Origin of the sequence: Propioniciclava sp. MC1595, from assembly GCF_017569205.1 — a bacterium.
GTDB lineage: Bacteria > Actinomycetota > Actinomycetes > Propionibacteriales > Propionibacteriaceae > Propioniciclava.
In genome coordinates this window covers 3,227,615-3,243,521 of record NZ_CP071870.1, presented here as the reverse complement: position 1 = coordinate 3,243,521, position 15,907 = coordinate 3,227,615, and the positions used below count along the sequence as shown (strand labels likewise).

Annotated in this window: 15 protein-coding genes; 10 read left to right on the top strand and 5 right to left on the bottom strand. The window is 71.4% G+C overall.

The features are described 5' to 3' along the window. Entirely contained in the window at positions 1-402 is a 402-nt protein-coding gene (locus J4N02_RS15720; RefSeq protein ID WP_188333544.1) for a globin, read from the bottom strand. A 395-nt stretch (positions 403-797) separates the two neighbouring features. On the opposite strand from J4N02_RS15720, the gene J4N02_RS15715 reads away from it, so the two are divergent. The 3 genes from J4N02_RS15715 to J4N02_RS15705 are packed head-to-tail and all read left to right on the top strand — an operon-like array spanning position 798 to position 2,972. Next, on the top strand, positions 798-2,006 hold the full coding sequence (locus J4N02_RS15715; RefSeq protein WP_182814733.1) for an RtcB family protein: 1,209 nt from the start codon (positions 798-800) through the stop codon (positions 2,004-2,006). A gap of 53 nt (positions 2,007-2,059) precedes the next feature. Beyond that, the gene (locus tag J4N02_RS15710) at positions 2,060-2,611 is read left to right on the top strand and encodes a hypothetical protein (RefSeq protein WP_188333543.1); all 552 of its coding nucleotides are present in this window, start codon (positions 2,060-2,062) and stop codon (positions 2,609-2,611) included. Then, positions 2,580-2,972: an S-layer homology domain-containing protein gene (locus J4N02_RS15705; RefSeq protein ID WP_208091021.1), complete on the top strand. Its 393-nt coding sequence runs from the start codon at positions 2,580-2,582 to the stop codon at positions 2,970-2,972. The genes J4N02_RS15710 and J4N02_RS15705 overlap by 32 nt, the downstream gene beginning before the upstream one ends. 72 nt (positions 2,973-3,044) lie before the next feature. On the opposite strand, the gene J4N02_RS15700 is transcribed toward J4N02_RS15705, so the two are convergent. Next, positions 3,045-4,142 carry a GNAT family N-acetyltransferase gene (locus J4N02_RS15700; RefSeq protein WP_188333541.1) on the bottom strand — a complete coding sequence of 366 codons (1,098 nt, stop codon included), beginning with the start codon at positions 4,140-4,142 and terminating at the stop codon, positions 3,045-3,047. Further along, positions 4,139-4,960: an NAD-dependent protein deacetylase gene (locus J4N02_RS15695; protein WP_208091020.1), complete on the bottom strand. Its 822-nt coding sequence runs from the start codon at positions 4,958-4,960 to the stop codon at positions 4,139-4,141. The genes J4N02_RS15700 and J4N02_RS15695 overlap by 4 nt, the downstream gene beginning before the upstream one ends. Positions 4,961-5,010: 50 nt before the next feature. On the opposite strand from J4N02_RS15695, the gene J4N02_RS15690 reads away from it, so the two are divergent. Further along, on the top strand, positions 5,011-5,955 hold the full coding sequence (locus J4N02_RS15690; RefSeq protein ID WP_188333540.1) for a hypothetical protein: 945 nt from the start codon (positions 5,011-5,013) through the stop codon (positions 5,953-5,955). Between the two features lie 10 nt (positions 5,956-5,965). Here the strand turns inward: J4N02_RS15690 and J4N02_RS15685 are convergent, their stop codons facing one another. Then, complete coding sequence (locus J4N02_RS15685; RefSeq protein WP_188333539.1) at positions 5,966-7,291, bottom strand: HNH endonuclease signature motif containing protein; 1,326 nt, start codon at positions 7,289-7,291, stop codon at positions 5,966-5,968. Between the two features lie 372 nt (positions 7,292-7,663). Here J4N02_RS15685 and J4N02_RS15680 point away from each other — a divergent pair, with 372 nt between their 5' ends. The 4 genes from J4N02_RS15680 (at position 7,664) to J4N02_RS15665 (ending at position 11,905) form a co-directional block, all read left to right on the top strand. Then, a complete protein-coding gene (locus J4N02_RS15680) occupies positions 7,664-8,107 on the top strand; it encodes a hypothetical protein (RefSeq protein ID WP_188333538.1) in 444 nt (147 codons plus the stop codon). A gap of 227 nt (positions 8,108-8,334) precedes the next feature. Continuing rightward, positions 8,335-9,579: a fibronectin type III domain-containing protein gene (locus J4N02_RS15675; RefSeq protein WP_208091019.1), complete on the top strand. Its 1,245-nt coding sequence runs from the start codon at positions 8,335-8,337 to the stop codon at positions 9,577-9,579. Between the two features lie 42 nt (positions 9,580-9,621). Further along, positions 9,622-10,659, top strand: coding sequence for an L-threonine 3-dehydrogenase (tdh, locus tag J4N02_RS15670; RefSeq protein ID WP_188333536.1), 1,038 nt, complete (start codon positions 9,622-9,624; stop codon positions 10,657-10,659). Positions 10,660-10,669: 10 nt separating this feature from the next. Next, positions 10,670-11,905: a glycine C-acetyltransferase gene (locus J4N02_RS15665; protein WP_188333535.1), complete on the top strand. Its 1,236-nt coding sequence runs from the start codon at positions 10,670-10,672 to the stop codon at positions 11,903-11,905. Position 11,906: 1 nt separating this feature from the next. Here J4N02_RS15665 and J4N02_RS15660 read toward each other — a convergent pair whose 3' ends face one another. Further along, positions 11,907-13,679, bottom strand: coding sequence for an S-layer homology domain-containing protein (locus tag J4N02_RS15660; protein WP_188333534.1), 1,773 nt, complete (start codon positions 13,677-13,679; stop codon positions 11,907-11,909). 275 nt (positions 13,680-13,954) lie between these two features. On the opposite strand from J4N02_RS15660, the gene J4N02_RS15655 reads away from it, so the two are divergent. Together J4N02_RS15655 and J4N02_RS15650 are read left to right on the top strand one after the other, a co-directional pair. Next, positions 13,955-14,929 (top strand): ABC transporter ATP-binding protein, encoded by a 975-nt coding sequence (locus J4N02_RS15655; protein WP_188333533.1) that lies wholly within the window; start codon positions 13,955-13,957, stop codon positions 14,927-14,929. Next, complete coding sequence (locus J4N02_RS15650) at positions 14,926-15,906, top strand: ABC transporter permease subunit (RefSeq protein WP_188333532.1); 981 nt, start codon at positions 14,926-14,928, stop codon at positions 15,904-15,906. Before J4N02_RS15655 ends, J4N02_RS15650 begins: the two co-directional genes overlap by 4 nt. The last annotated feature ends 1 nt before the right edge of the window (position 15,907 follow it).

The window sequence follows — 15,907 nt, the reverse complement described above, 5'->3', positions numbered from 1 at the left end:
TCACTCGTCGGCGTTGATCAGGTAGCGGCAGCCGCGCTCGACGTAGTCGCGCAGGAGGCGGGCGTCCTCCTCGGCGAGGGCGAGGGTGTCGATCGCGCGGTCCATGCAGTCGGCCCAGCGCTGGGCCATGCGCGCCGTGACCTTGTACGGCATGTGGCGCATCTTCAGCATGGGCGCCCCGCGGGTGCGCGAATAGGTCATCGGCCCGCCCCAGTACTGCTCGAAGAACATCAGCAGGCGGTTCTCGGCGCCGTCCCAGTCGTCCTGGGGGTAGAGGGCGGCGAGTTCCGGTTCCTTGCGCACCTCGCTGAAGAACTCCCCGATGAGCCGACGGAACGCCGGCGCGCCCCCGATCCGGTCGTAGAACGTCTCCTCCTCGGCCAAATCGGGTGCGGCGTCCATGTCCCTCATTCTCACCCCGTTCCCCGTGGTCCGGGCCGTTTTCGGGAACTCTGGCAGCGGTCCGGGGGAGGGTAGGTCCCCCGGGTGGACGTCCTCCCTTCTTGCGGCCGGCGGGGGCCTTCTGGAAAGCTGGAGGGCTGCCCGAACGCGGGCGGCCCGCCCGGGGAGCCGGGCACACCGCAGGAAGAGTCACACGATGAAGGCCACCCGACCGCTCCGTCGCGAACGCGCGACGATGCAGCGTCGTGGGTGTGGCCTGCCCGAGTTCGGCCAGCCCCAGCGCTGACCGAGGGCCTGGATCGCGACTCTCTCCTGCGGCACCACCGTGCCACCACCCCGGCGTGAGCCGGATCCATGCCCTGTTGCACGCACACCACCACCAACAGGAGGACGACATGAACCGTTTCCCGGTGCCGCTGACCGGCACCGACAACACCTTGATGTGGGCCGAGGAGGCCGGCATCGAGGAGTCCGCACGCGCCCAGCTGCGCAACGTCGCCGAGCTGCCCTGGACGCACGGCGTCCGCGTGATGCCGGACGTGCACTACGGCAAGGGGGCCACCGTCGGCTCCGTCATCGCCATGAACCAGGCGGTCGCCCCGGCGGCCGTGGGTGTCGACATCGGCTGCGGCATGACCGCGGTGCGCACGAACCTGCGCCCCGACCAGCTGCCCGACGACCTGGGCGTGCTGCGCCGCGGGATCGAGCGGGGCGTCCCGGTCGGGTTCGGCGCGCACAAGGGCGAGCCGCGCGCGGTCGGTCTGCACGACGACCTCGGCCGGCGCTACGCGACCATCCTCGACCGGTTCGAGGGGCTCAAGGCCCACGAGCTGGTGCGCGGGAAGTGGGCGCCCGCGGCGTCCAAGGCCTCGACGCAGGTCGGCACGCTGGGTGGAGGCAACCACTTCATCGAGCTGTGCGCCGGCGACGACGACCGGGTGTGGGTGACCCTGCACTCCGGCTCGCGCGGCACGGGCAACCAGCTCGCGCAGGTGCACATGGAGCGGGCGCAGGGCCTGGCCCACAACCAGGGCCTGGTCGACCGCGACCTGTCGGTGTTCCTGTCCGGGACGCCGCAGATGGACGCCTACCTCCACGACCTGTGGTGGGCGCAGGACTACGCGCTGCTCAACCGCGACGTGATCCTGCGGTCGGTCACCGACGAGCTGCGGCACCGCATTGACGGCATCGCGTTCGACGAGCCGATCCGCTGCCACCACAACTACGTGGCGGTGGAGACGTACGACGACACCGAGCTGGTCGTGACCCGCAAGGGCGCGATCCGGGCCGGCAAGGGCAACCTGGGCGTCATCCCGGGCTCGATGGGGACGGGGTCCTACATCGTGCGCGGGCTGGGCAACCCGGCGTCGTACGAGTCGGCGTCCCACGGCGCCGGACGCCGGATGTCGCGGAACGCCGCGCGCCGGCAGTTCACCGCGGACGACCTCGCGGCCCAGACCGCGGGCATCGAGTGCCGCAAGGACGCCGGCGTGGTCGACGAGATCCCGGCGGCGTACAAGGACATCGACTCGGTCATCGACGACCAGCGTGACCTCGTCGACGTCGTGGCGCGCCTGCGGACGCTGCTCTGCGTGAAGGGCTGACCGGTCGGGCGGGGCCTCCGCGGCTCCGCCCGACCCGCGACTAGGATCGGCGCGTGACCTCCAGGAAGTTCGTCGACGTCGTGCTCGCGCTGCTGGCCCACTTCGCGGTGGGCATCAGCTGGGTCGCGGTGGCCGCGTCGGTGATGGGCTCGCTCGACGTACTGCGGCGCATGGTGATGAACTCCGAGTTCGCGTGGGACACCGGTCGCCTGCCCCAGCCCTGGGCGATCCCGCTCGCGCTCGTGGCGGCATGGGTCAGCCACCGGTTCTTCCTGTGGTCGATGCGGCGCGCGGGCAGCGGGAAGCTCGCGTGGGGAGCCCGCACGATCGCGTGGTCCGGCGCCCTCCTCGGCGTGCTGCTGGGGGCGTACCTGTGGACGCCGGCCCTGCTCGTGGGGGCCCAGGTGGGCCCCGAGGCGGGGCAGTCCCGGCCGTGGGGCCCGCTGGCGTGGGCCGCCCACCACGCCCGGCTGGCCCTCCCGGCGGCGATCGGGCTTGTCACCGCCGGTTACCTGCTCCTCTCGCGTCACTCGCCCATCGTTGTGATTGTCAAAACCCTTCTGCGCCGGATTCGTGGACGACGCGGCGCCGCCGTGGCAAGGTGACGTCAAGCCGACCGATCCCTACCACAAGGAGATCACCTGGCTGGCCGACACCGGCATTTCGACCGGTTGGGACGACGGGACCTTCCGCCCGTGGGAGCCGATCAACCGTGACGCCATGGCGGCCTTCCTCTACCGCATGGCGGGGGAGCCCACCTGGGACGCCCCGGCGGCCTCCCCGTTCGTCGACGTCACCACGAAGACGGCGTTCTACGACGAGATCACCTGGCTCGCCGACGCCGGCATCTCGAAGGGTTGGAACGACAAGACCTACCGTCCGCTGGACGCCATCAACCGTGACGCGATGGCTGCCTTCCTGTACCGCTTCGTCGACAACCTGGGCGTCCCCCAGGTCGTCGGCTGACGGTCACCGACACACCGGACGCCCCGTCCCCCGTGCGTGGGGGGCGGGGCGTCCGCCGTTGGTGGGTGTCGCTCAGAGCCTCTTCTGCCAGCACCCCTCGACGCCGACGGGCACGAATCCCAGCGCGTCGTTGATGGCGAGCATCGGGCGGTTCTCGACGGCGTTCCACGTGTGCACGCGGCGCGCCTCGGGGTTGGCCTCGACCAGGCGGGCGAGGTTGGCGAGCTTCGTCCACATCCCGAGGCCGTGGCCGCGGTGGTGCGGCAGCACGAGGGTCTCCTCCTGCCAGACGCCCGCGGGGTTCTCCTCGGGCCAGGCCAGGTGCGTGTAGGCGGCGACTTCCCCGGTCCCCGCGTGCAGGGCGACCGTCACGACGGATCGCTGACCGGCCACCACCTGACGGTGCTCCGAGTCGACGAGCCGCTCCGGCGTCCAGACGCTGGGGTCGTACTCCATGCCGCCGGCGGGCGGGTCGGTCGACATGCGCTCCATCACCCGGCACACGCCCTCGCGGTGCTCGGGCGGGGTCGAGTCGCCCCACGACGCCAGCACGTAGCCGTCGCTGTCCGCCCCCTCCTCGAGCGCGGACGCCGCGCGCCGCAGCAGGTCAGGGGTCAGGTCGAGGCGGCTAGGGGTCTCGCAGAGCTCGAGGGTCCAGCCGTCGGCGACGAGCCACCGCGAGGCGGGCCTGTCGGGGTCGACGGCGCCGGCCCCGCTGGTGGGCACGATCGCGTCGGGGCGTCCGGTCGCGTCGGGGGAGTCGGCGTAGGCCTGCCACACCGTGCGGCCGTGGGCGATCCCCTCGGCGAGGGCGGCCTCGAACAGCGCGCGCCCGATGCCGCGGCTGCGCGCGCCCGGCCGGACGCCGACCCAGACCTGGGCGGTCTGGAGGTCCTGCTTCCGCATGAGGATCATCGAGGCGAAGCCCAGCACGTCGGCGGGGGCGCACGTCGCGGGGTCGGTGCCGTCGACGAGGGCCACCCAGTGGGGCTGGTCGGCGTAGTCGGACCCGAACAGCCTAGCGGTGCGCGCCCGGGCGGACTCGGAGAAGTCGTCGTGGCCCACGAGGTCGCGGAGCACCTCGGCCTCGACGTCGGCGAGGGCGTGGACGACGGGGTGCGGCTCGGCGTCCCGAGCGGGCGGCGTCGGGACGCGGTGGATCTGGATCACAGCGCAGACGCTAGCGCCACCAGGGTGGGCGAGGTGCCCGCATCGACGCGGACGTCGGCGATCTCGTCGGCCCGGGTGGGCCCGTGGTTCACGATGACGAGCGGCTTGCCCTGCCTGGCCACGTGTCGGGCGAACCGGAGGCCGGACATCACGGTGAGGCTCGAGCCCGCGACGAGGAGGGCCCCGGCCGCGTCGACGAGGGCGTAGGCCGTGTCGACGCGCGGCTTGGGCACGTTCTCGCCGAAGAACACGACGTCGGGCTTGAGCATCCCGCCGCACACGGAGCAGGGCGGCACCACGAAGTCGTCGGGGTCGGCGATGTCGGCGTCCCCGTCGGGGCGCAGCTCGGCCGACCCGGCCGGGATCACGCCCGTCACGCCCGGGTTGGCGGCCTCGAGGCGCGTCTGCAGGGTGGCCCGCGAGGACAGGTCGCCGCAGTCGAGGCAGATCACCCGGTTGATCAGCCCGTGCAGGTCGACCACCTCGCGCGACCCGGCCTCGGAGTGCAGGCGGTCGACGTTCTGGGTGATCACCGGGACGCCCAGCGCGGCCAGCGCCTGGTGGCCCCGGTTGGGGTGCGCGGCGCCGAAGGAGCGGAACCCCATCATCGACCGGAACCAGTAGCGACGCCGGGCCTCGGGGCGTCCGATGAAGTCGCGGTACTGGATCGGGTTGGTGGGCTGGCTCTCGGGCCCGCGGTAGTCGGGGATGCCGGAGTCGGTCGAGATGCCCGCCCCCGTGAGCGCGACCCAGCGCCGGCCGCGCAGTGCGGACGCCACGGCCTCCACCTGGGCGGGGGTCGGTTCGGGGATCGGCACGTCGTCGAGCCTACGCGACCGCTCAGTCCGGCATCTGGAAGGATCGGGGCATGCCCCCCGCACCCCTGCGCCGCCTCGGGGAGGCCGCGCTGCGCAGCAAGGATGTCGACCGCCTCCTCCGACCGGCCTTGGTGCGTGTCCGTGCAGCCGGCTGGCAGGCCACCCAGATGGCCGAGACGGCCGCCGAGGCGGCGCGACGACGCCGGACCGGATCCGCCGTGACCACGGTGGCGGGGGACGCCGCCCTCATCGCTGCGGGGGAGCGGGTCGCGGTGCTCGCGGAGTTCAGCCGGGGGGCGGAGGTCCGTCCGTGGGCCGTGCGGATGGCGGGTGCGCTGGCCGCGGCGGGCTACCCGTGCATCATCGTGGCCGCGCGGTCGCGGGCCGCCCGCGTCGAGGCACCGGCGGAGCTGCCCGCCGGAGTGGCCGTCGTGTCCCGCGGCAACGCCCGGCTCGACTTCGGGTCGTGGGCGGCTGCGCTGGAGGCCTTCCCGACCCTGCTGGAGGCGCGGCACGTCCTGCTCACGAACGACTCGATCATCGGGCCGTTGGGGGATGAGGGGCAGGTCGCTGCACTCCTGTCCCGGGGCGAGGCCAGCGGGGCCGACGTGTTCGGTGCCACCCGGGGCCTCACCGGTTCGGACCACCTCCAGTCCTTCTGGCTGCAGTTCAACGGCAGCCTCGGCCACCCCGCCGTCGCCGGGTTCCTCGCGGACCTGCCCGCCACCACGGACCGTTCCGATCTCAACGTGCGTTACGAGATCGGCCTCTCGACCCTCATGCGCGAGCAGGGCCTGACGCTCGGTTGGGCGTGGGATGCCTCATCCTTCGGCCTGCCGCCCCACTACAACCCCTCGCTGTGCTGGCGGGATCTGCTGGCGGCCGGCTTTCCCTTCGTCAAGCGCAAGCTGCTCAGTGACCACCCACGGTTCAGGGAGGCGCGCCGTGAGGTGCTGGAGCACGCGCGGGCCCACTTCGGGGTCGACCTGGCGTAGGCCCTCGACCTCAGGCCACCGTCCCGAACCGGACGTGGCGTCGAGGCGCGCGGGCAGGGTCCACCCGCGTTGGTGGCAGCACCTCGGGGAGCCCGTCGGGCCCGAGCCGGATCTCCCACCGGCTGCCCGGCGGCGCGTTGGGATGGGGTTCGACCAGGTTGTGGTGGTGTCGGCAGACCAGCACGCAGTTGGTCAGGGAGGTCTCGCCCCCGGCGATCCACGGCACGATGTGGTGGGCGTCCCCGTGGGTGGGTGGTCGGTCGCAGCCGGGGAAGACGCACCCACGATCCCTCAGCACGAGGGCCACGCGCAGGTCGGGTGGCACGAGCCGCTTCGTGCGCCCCACGTCGAGCGGGACCCCCTCGCCGTCGAGAACGGCGGGCAGGATGTCGGCGTCGCAGGCCAGCAGGCGCAGCTGTTCGGCGGTGATTCCGACGCCCCGCTCGACGAGCCCGGCGCCGACGCAGTCGGAGAGCAGGCTGTCGTAGTCGATGACCACGCTGATGCGGGGGCGGTCGCCGCCGTGGGCCGGGGCGTCCTGGTGCAGGGCGGCCAGCCGGGCCAGTTCGACGAGCGCGTCGGCCCGCCGCTGGGTGGGCGTCAGGATCGAGGCGAGCGGGTCGCGCATCTCGAGCGCAGACCGGTGCCGGTGCCGCGCGATCGCCTCGACCTGGACGCGCAGCAGCTCGGCGTCGGCGGTGGGCAGGTGGCCCCTGATCAGGGTCGAGCCGTGCCCGTCGTCGGTGAAGGTGAGGCCGCGCCCCTTGCGGGCCATCTCGAGCTCGCGTTCGAGGCGTTTGGCCTCGGCGGCCTCGCCGACCTCAGGGGCGATGCAGTCGAGCAGGTGGCGGCCCAGCCGGCCGAGCTCGACCGAGTGGAACGTCGCCGCCTGCACCACCATCTCGACCTCGGCGGCCGCGACCTGCGCGTGCGAGAAGTCGTCGGGCAGGGTCTCGAGCACGCGCGTGATCGCACTCGCCTGCTGCGGGCGCACCTCGCCGTCGAGTGCCGCCTCGCGCAACAACGGGAACCGCTGCAGCCGCCCCGCCTGCTTCACCAGCCCGCTCGCCTCGGCGGGGGACAGGCGGTGCGTGTCGGTCAGCCACCCCCGCGTCGTGACGCCCACCTCGACCACGCTCGCCTCGGCGGCCTCGGCCTCGCCCACCAGCGACACGAGCAGGGACTGCAGCCGACCGGCCTCGACCACCGCCATGCCCAGCACCGCCAACCGCTGCGCGGGGGACAGCAGCGACCGGTCGTCGGCGACCGCGGCATCGAGCGCGCGGCCGACCGCGGCGAGGGCCTCGCCGGTCTGGGTCGCGAACTCGATCTCCATACCGCACACGCTACGAGGCGCCTCTGACATTCCTTGCGCATTCGCTGACCATTCGAGTTCACCGACAAACTCGTTACCAACCCGTGACTGTGTGGCATTTCGATGTGGCACTCAATCCGCCTTTGACTAGTAAGAACGCAAGCAAGAGATGAATGTCAAGGGGGTTCCCCGAAATTGTGGAAAACAATTCTTCGGACGCCGCGGGCCCGGCTGGGCAGGTGGTCCGGCCCTCACTCGGTCGTGCTGCTGCGGGAGGACTCGTTGCGTGGGGCCAGTCGAATCTAGGACGAGTAGACTGCATCGACCCAAGGGAGTGTCATGTTTCGTGGTCACGCGCGCTGGCTCGCCGCTGTCCTCGCCCTCGTCCTGGCCGTGACCGGCCTCTCGGCCGCGCCGGTCCGCGCGGCCGATGACTTGCTAGGCCCCGTCGTCGAGTCGATGAGCTTCACCCCCGAGATGTTGGACCCATCCGAGGGGACCCCACTGCGTATCACAGCCCGCGTCACCGACGCGACGGAGGTGCAACGCGTACGGGCGTACGTGTTCCCCCAAGGCGACGAGGCGATGGGGCATGGGGTCGACCTCGCGCGCGTCTCTGGCTCCGTCACGGACGGGACTCACCGCGCCGACTTCGTGTTTCCGCCATCGGTGCTGCCGGAAGGCCTCGAATACGGTCAGAAGTACGGGTACTGGGGCGTCCAGGTGTGGGCAGTTGACGTGCTCGGTCATCGTGGAACAGAGCTTCGATCCCCGACTCCTCTCATGGTTCTCGATCCCGCCGATTCGAGCCCGCCGATGGTGACTGGGGCATCTTGAGCAGGAACATCGCGCACTCGGGTGATGTCAGCGAGCCCGTGACACTCAGCGTGGGCTTCTCAGATTCGAGCGGTCCTGTGGCGCCGCAGGCGGTGCTTCGCTCGGACACCGGCACAGTCCTGAGCCTCGGCCAAGGGGTAAGAACTGGTCAGTCAGGGAACGCGTACTCCTACGAATGGAAGGTCACGCTTCCGCCTCGATCCGGGATTGCCCTGTGGACCGCCGAGGTGGGCCCCCTCGAGGACCTGAAGGGTAACCGCGCAGAGGCGGTCAGCGTGATCAGTGGGCGTCTCGATGCCCGTCTCCCAGCGGTCGATGACAAGGAAGCGCCGGTCACGACCGGCTTCGACTTCAGCCCGAAGTTGGTGGATGTTACTCAGGGCGCGAGGTCCGTTCAGATCGCGGTGCGCGTCACCGATACCATCGGTGTGCCGCCGTCCAGTGTGGCTTGGCAGCTCAACCACGAGACGGCAGGTCTCTCGATGGTCGGTGACTACATGACATTGGCCTCGGGGAACGACCGGGACGGGGTCTACCGGGGTGAGATCCAGGTCATGGACCCCCCGTCCAACGTGAAGGCTGAGCCGTTCGAGACCGGCGGAGCTCGCGTGACCTGGACGCCGCCGTCGGTGACCGACCCCAGGCTCTCCACCCGCTACATGGTCACGGCGCACCCCAGCGGCGCCACCCAAACGGTGGCTTCGACCACCGCCACATTCACGGGGTTGCCCTTGGGGGAGGACTTCACCTTCGACGTGGTAGCGGTCAACGATGCCGGCTCCTCCGCAGCTGGGACATCCAACGCAGTCAGGAGCTCGATCCCGGTGAAGGGCTCGGTCACGTTCGGAGACCGGTGCGGCGCGTCGGGTGACTGCTACGAGATCCCGCAAACCGGGTTGATGTACGACCATTGGGACGCTCAGGGACAACTGATCTCTGGACAGCTGACGCCAGGCAGGTATCCGGCCAGCGGGTACGTGCGCATCGGTGCCTGGTCAGACGACCCCAGCGTGCGCGTCGACGGCCCCTCAGAATGGACACACACGTTCGACGCATCAGTTCCGTTCGCAGACGTCCCGGAGGGCATGGCGTTCTTCCAGGACATGTGCTGGATGGCGGAGAAGAAGATCTCGACGGGCTGGGACGTTGCAGGCGGCAAGGAGTACCGGCCGATGCAGCCGGTGAACCGGGATGCGATGGCTGCGTTCATGTACCGGCTCGCGGGAAGTCCGACGTTCACACCGCCGAAGGTGTCGCCGTTCAAGGACATCACGCCGACCACGGCCTTCTACAAGGAGATGGCTTGGCTGGCGAGCCAGGGGATCTCGACCGGATGGAGCATGCCGGACGGCTCCAAGGAGTACCGCCCCTTGCAGCCGGTGAACCGGGATGCGATGGCTGCGTTCATGCACCGCATGGCCAAGAGTCCGGTGTTCACACCCCCGAAGGTCTCGCCGTTCAGCAGTCGCTGACGAGGGGGATCACCAGACCGGGCCCGTGCCATGATGGGCGGCATGCGAGCGCTGGCGAAGATGCAAGCGGGCCCGGGTCTGGAACTCGTGGACCGCCCCGAACCCACCTGCGGCGACTGGGACGTGAAGATCCGCGTCCTGCGCGCGGGCCTGTGCGGCACCGACCTGCACCTGCAGCAGTGGGACGACTGGGCCGCCTCCATGGTGAACGCTCCCCAGACGATCGGGCACGAGTTCTACGGCGAGATCGTCGAGGTCGGCCAGGACGTCAAGGAGCTCCAGCCCGGTGACAAGGTGAGCGGCGAGGGCCACATCGTCTGCGGCTACTGCCGCAACTGCCGGGCCGGACGCCGCCACCAGTGCATCCGGACCGTCGGCCTCGGCGTCAACACCGACGGCGCTTTCGCCGACTACGTCGTCCTGCCGGTCGAGAACGTGTGGAAGCACCCCGACTGGGTCGACCCCGACCTCGGCGCGGTCTTCGACCCGCTCGGCAACGCGACCCACACGGCGCTGCAGTGGCCGATGGTCGGCGAGGACGTGCTGGTCACCGGCGCCGGACCCATCGGCGTGATGGCCGCCGCGATCGCCCGGCACGCGGGCGCGCGCAACATCGTGGTCACGGACCTGTCGGACTTCCGGCTCGAGCTGGCGGACGCCGCCGGCGCCGACCTCGTCGTCAACTCCGGCACCACCCGCCTGCGCGACGTGCAGCTGGGGCTGGGCATGAAGGAGGGCTTCGACATCGGCCTGGAGATGTCGGGTGCCCCCCAGGCCGTCGCCGAGATGATCGACAACATGAACCACGGCGGCAAGATCGCCATGCTGGGCCTGCCGGCGTCCGACTACGCCATCAACTGGGGCAAGGTCATCACCCACATGCTGACGATCAAGGGCATCTACGGTCGCGAGATGTTCGAGACCTGGTACCTGATGACCTCGATGCTGTCGACGTCGGACGGCCTCAAGGACGCCGTGCGCTCGGTCATCACGCACCGCTTCGCCGCCGAGGACTGGGAGGAGGCCTTCGCCACCGCCCGCGCCGGGCAGTGCGGCAAGGTCATCCTCGACTGGAGCTGAAGGGACAACCATGTACGGAGCATTCGAGGGCCACCTCAAGGCCACCCTGGCCGAGATCGAGTCGGCCGGCCTGACCAAGCGTGAGCGGGTGATCACGACGCCCCAGTCGGCCTCCATCGGGGTCACGAGCTCCGACGCCCCCGTGCTCAACTTCTGCGCCAACAACTATCTCGGGCTGGCCGACAACGACCGGATCATCGCGGCCGCGCACGCCGGTCTGGACGACTTCGGCTTCGGGATGGCGTCGGTCCGCTTCATCTGCGGCACCCAGACCCCGCACCGCGAGCTGGAGCAGCGCATCTCGGCGTTCCTGGGCACCGACGACACGATCCTGTTCAGCTCCTGCTTCGACGCCAACGGCGGCGTCTTCGAGGCCCTCTTCGGGCCCGAGGACGCCATCATCTCCGACGAGCTGAACCACGCCTCGATCATCGACGGCGTCCGCCTGTGCAAGGCCCAGCGGTACCGCTACCGCAACGCCGACATGACCGACCTCGCCGCCCAGCTCGAGGCGGCGTCCGGTGCCCGGTTCAAGGTCATCGTCACTGACGGCGTCTTCTCCATGGACGGCGCCTACGCGCCCCTGCGCGAGATCTGCGACATGGCCGAGGCCCACGACGCGCTCGTGCTCGTCGACGACTCCCACGCCGTGGGCTTCGTCGGCGAGGGCGGCCGCGGCACCCCCGAACTCTTCGGCGTGATGGACCGCGTCGACATCATCACCGGCACCCTCGGCAAGGCCCTGGGTGGGGCGTCCGGCGGCTACGTGAGCGCCCACGCGGACATCGTCGAGCTGCTGCGCCAGCGTGCCCGGCCCTACCTGTTCTCCAACTCGGTGGCCCCCACGGTCGTCGCTGGCTCCGCGGCCGCGCTCGAGCTCATCGAGGGCAGCGCCGACGGGCGGGCCCGCGTGATCGAGAACACGCTCCTGTTCCGCGAGCTGATGACGGAGGCGGGCTTCGACCTCGACCCGTTCGCGGGCGTGGAGTCCGCGGCCGTGCGACCCGACGACGTGCCGCCGCACCCGATCACGCCGGTGATGTTCCCCGGCGAGGACGGCGCGCGCCTGGCCGGCACGATCGCCGACCACATGCTGCGCGAGAGCGGGGTCTACGTGATCCCGTTCAGCTTCCCGGTGGTGCCGCGCGGCAAGGCGCGCATCCGGGTGCAGCTGTCCGCGGCGCACAGCACCGAGGACGTCCGCGCCTGCGTGGCCGCCTTCGTGGCCGCGCGCGACGCCGCCTGACCTACCCGGCGGGGGTCGGCGTCGGCGACGGGCTCGTCGAGGGGTCGGGCGTCGGCGGGGGCGTGGGCTCCGGCGTCGGCGTCGGATCGGGCGACGGGCCGGGGGTCGGGTCCGGACTCGGCGTCGGGTCCGGGGTCGGCTCAGGCGTGGGCGTCGGCTCAGGCTCCGGCTCGGGTTCCGGGATCACGACCACCGGGTCGCCGAAGGTGGTGACGGCGCGGTGCATGAAGGCGGCCATGGCGTCGCGGTTGACCGGGTTCCGCGGGCGGTAGGTGCCGTCCTCCCAGCCGGTGGTCACGCCCGAGCCGGCCAGCCACGCGATCTCGACGGCGAACGGGTTGATCGGGTCCACGTCGACGAACTCGTGCGTCACCGGCTTGCCCGCAGGCTTGCCGTACAGGCGGTAGAGGTAGGCGGCCATGGCGTCCCGGTTCACGGGGTCGTACGGACGGAAGGTCCCGTCGGCGTACCCGGTGGTGATGCGGGTCGCGGCCAGCCAGGTGATCTCGTGGTAGAACGCCACGCCGACGGGGACGTCGGTGAAGGGCGACTCCTCCGGCGCGACCCACTCGGGGGACCCGGCGAGCCGGTAGAGGAAGGCGGCCATGGCGTCCCGGGCGATGGGCTGCAGCGGGCGGTATGTGCCGTCGGACCAGCCCGTCGACACGTTGCGGGCGGCGAGCCAGCGCATGTCGGGCTCGAACTGCATGCCCACCGGCACGTCGCGGAACCGCGGGAACCGGGTCGTCCCCATGATCTCCTTCACGCGCGCGCGGATGGTGCCCATCTGTGAGTACACGTAGCGGCCGGGGCACAGGGTGGCGTTCTCGTCGCGATGGCCGGAAATGGCCGGCAGCCACGTGGACCCGCCGTCCTGACCGCCCGAGCCGTACGTCTCGCCGTAGGGGTCGACGTCGTGCATCTGCAGCTTCCGGGCGATGACCTGGTTGGCCTTCTCGATCATCGCGGCCGGCGGGCGGACCTCCTCGTAGTTGCCCATCAGCGAGATGCCAAACACGCGGCTGTTGGTGACGTCCCAGGCGTGGCCGGCCTCGATGGGCTGGTTGACGCCGCCGCCGCGACCCTCCCAGGCCCGCCCGAAGCGGTCGACCAGGAAGTTGTAGCCCATGTCCTTCCAGCCGCGGCCGTTGACGTGCCGCGCCTGGATCGAGCGCAGGATCGCCGGCACCTCGGCGGCGGTGTAGGCGTTCGTCCCGGCGGTGTGGTGGATCATCGCGCCGGTCACCTCACCGCGCAGGTACGGGTGCTGCACGATCGACTCATCGGCCTGCCAGGCGCGGCGACTCAGGATCTGCGGGTGGTCCCACGCGTAGTCCGACGCCGTGATGTCGGACGCCGTGACCGACGACGTCTGCACGACCAGCTCGGCGCGCACCGGCTCGGAGCCCACCGTGGCGACCTCGACCGCGTCGACGCCGGTCAGGATCATTGGGTCGGTGGCGACGTCGTCGCCGGTGGTGTCGAGGGGCAGGTCGGTCCACGCGTCGGCGACCCCGTCCCGGATGCCGCGCACCCACACCTGCTCGGGCACGTCCCCGTCGGGCAGCACGACCGCGGCGACCGTAACGTCGTCGGTCGACTCCTGGCGGGCGGTCTGCACCGCCGGCTTCCCCGTCGTGCCCCGCCGCTCGGCGGCGACGGCGTTGCCGGGCAGGCCGAGGTCTCCGGACGCCGTGCGCAGGGCGGCGCGGTGCTCGGCGACGTGGGCGGGGCCGGCCGCATGGTCGGGCGGGGCGGCCTGTCCGGTCGGCACGGCGACGAGGCCGAGGACCAGGGTGAGTGCGGCGGTGATGGCGATGGAGGGGGGCGGATCATCGTGGGGTCCCTCATCCGTGGAGTACGTACTGTCACCCCTCCAGACGTGCGAGCCCCGGAAAGGGTTGCAGTGTGATGGTGGTCAACATACCCCGATCACTCCCGTCGGGGGGAGTGTCTCGGGAGCGGACCCATCCCGTGGTCGGAGACGACCCCCGCCGAACCCGCCCGTGGGCTGTTCCGTGACAAGGGCGTCCGGACTTGGATGGACCCATGAGCACCACACCCCTGGGCGGCCTGGCCGTCTCCACCCACGACCTGCGCAAGACGTTCCGCCACGGCGCGACCGTCGCCGTCGCTGGGCTCGACCTCGCGGTCCCGCGCGGCGGCGTCCACGCCCTCCTCGGCCCCAACGGCTCGGGCAAGACCACCGCCCTGCGCATGCTGCTGGGGCTGCTGCGCCCCGACTCCGGGACGATGGAGGTGCTCGGCCACACGGTCCCCGACGAGCTGCCGCAGGTCATCGACCGCGTCGGCGCGATCGTCGAGTCGCCCAAGTTCTTCCCCACCATGTCGGCCCACACGAACCTGGCCCTGCTGGCCCGGGCGGTCGGCGTCCCCGTGGCGCGCGTCGGCGAGGTGCTCGAGCAGGTGGGTCTGGCGGCCCGGGCCCGCGACGACGTGGGTCGCTACTCCCTCGGCATGAAGCAGCGGCTGGCGATCGCCTCCACCCTGCTCAAGGACCCCGAGCTGCTCATCTTCGACGAGCCCACCAACGGCCTCGACCCCGCCGGCATCCACGAGGTGCGCACCACGATGCGCTCGCTGGCCGACGCCGGGCGCACGGTCGTGGTGAGCTCCCACCTCCTCGCCGAGGTGCAGCAGGTCGCCGACACCGTCAGCATCATCGGCCGCGGGCGCCTGCTGCGCTCGGGCCACGTCAGCGAGCTCCTCGGCGGTGGCGGCCGCGTGCGCGTCGTCGTGAAGCCGACCGACGCCGCGGCCCGCGTCCTCATGGACGCCTCCTACGAGGTCAGCCCCGCCGCCGACGGTGCCCTCGTCGTCGGACGCCCCGGCGGCTCGGTCGACCCGACCGCCGTCGCCCGCCTGCTCGGGTCGGCCGACCTGTGGCCCTCCGAGCTCACCGTGGCCGTCGACTCCCTCGAGCAGGTGTTCCTGTCGCTCACCGAGCGCGAGCACCTCACCGCCACCCAGCACAACCACACCGCTCTGGAGGTGGCGTCATGATCCGCCTGATCGGTGCCGAGACCCACCGCTGGGTCGCCCGCCGCGGCCTGTGGGTGGCCCTGCTGGGCCTCCTCGCCATCCTCGCCACGATGTGCTGGTCGATCGTCGTCGCCACCCGCCCGCCCGAGGCCGCCGTCGTCGCGCAGGGAAAGATCGCCTACGCCGAGCAGCACGCCTACTGGGTCGAGAACCACGAGCAGGAGGAGGCCTTCTGCCGGGCCAGCGCCCCCGCCGACGCGCCCGCCGACGTCTGCGACCAGCCCGAGCCCCTGCCCGAGTGGTTCTACCCCCAGCCGATGACGTGGGAGGCCGCGACCAGCACCGCCACCGTCGGTGCCAGCGCCACCGCGGGGCTGTTCCTCATCCTGATGGCCGCCTCCTTCTGGGGCGCCGAGTTCCGCAGCGGCTCCCTGGCCACGTGGCTCACCTTCGTCCCGTCGCGGCCGCGCGTGTGGGCGTCCAAGATGGTCGTCGTCGCGCTCGCCGGGGCGGTGGTCAGCGCCGTCGTGCTGCTGGTCGGCCTGCTCACCGCGTGGGGCGCCGTGGCCGCCCACCAGGGCGCGGACGCCGTGGGCAGCTGGGTCGGACCGCTGCAGGCCGCCGGCCGGGGCGTCCTGTTCGGGGCCATGATGGCGCTGGTCGGGGCGGGCCTGGCGGTCGTGTTCCGCAGCACCGTGGCCGCCGTGGCGGTGCCGCTGGCCTACCTGTTCGCCCAGGGCATGTTGGGCATCCTGATGGCCATCCCCGGGTTCGACCGGCTGACCGGCCTGCTGCCCGAGAACAACGTGCAGGCCTTCCTGCTGGGCAGCTACACCTACTCGGTGCCGGTGCAGCGCATGACGCCGCAGGGCATGGAGACCGAGTGGCTCGAGAGGACGATCTCGCTGGGGCAGGGCACGGTCTACCTGCTCGTCGCCGTCGCCCTGGCGTGCGTGGTGTCGCTGGCGGTGTTCCGGCGCCGCGACGTCACCGAGTGAG

Coding starts and splice junctions, on each gene's coding strand:
- J4N02_RS15715 (WP_182814733.1), top strand. CDS start 798: ATGAACCGTTTCCCGGTGCCGCTGACCGGCACCGACAACACCTTGATG.
- J4N02_RS15690 (WP_188333540.1), top strand. CDS start 5,011: ATGCCCCCCGCACCCCTGCGCCGCCTCGGGGAGGCCGCGCTGCGCAGC.
- J4N02_RS15685 (WP_188333539.1), bottom strand. CDS start 7,291: ATGGAGATCGAGTTCGCGACCCAGACCGGCGAGGCCCTCGCCGCGGTC.
- J4N02_RS15720 (WP_188333544.1), bottom strand. CDS start 402: ATGGACGCCGCACCCGATTTGGCCGAGGAGGAGACGTTCTACGACCGG.
- J4N02_RS15650 (WP_188333532.1), top strand. CDS start 14,926: ATGATCCGCCTGATCGGTGCCGAGACCCACCGCTGGGTCGCCCGCCGC.
- J4N02_RS15655 (WP_188333533.1), top strand. CDS start 13,955: ATGAGCACCACACCCCTGGGCGGCCTGGCCGTCTCCACCCACGACCTG.
- tdh (WP_188333536.1), top strand. CDS start 9,622: ATGCGAGCGCTGGCGAAGATGCAAGCGGGCCCGGGTCTGGAACTCGTG.
- J4N02_RS15665 (WP_188333535.1), top strand. CDS start 10,670: ATGTACGGAGCATTCGAGGGCCACCTCAAGGCCACCCTGGCCGAGATC.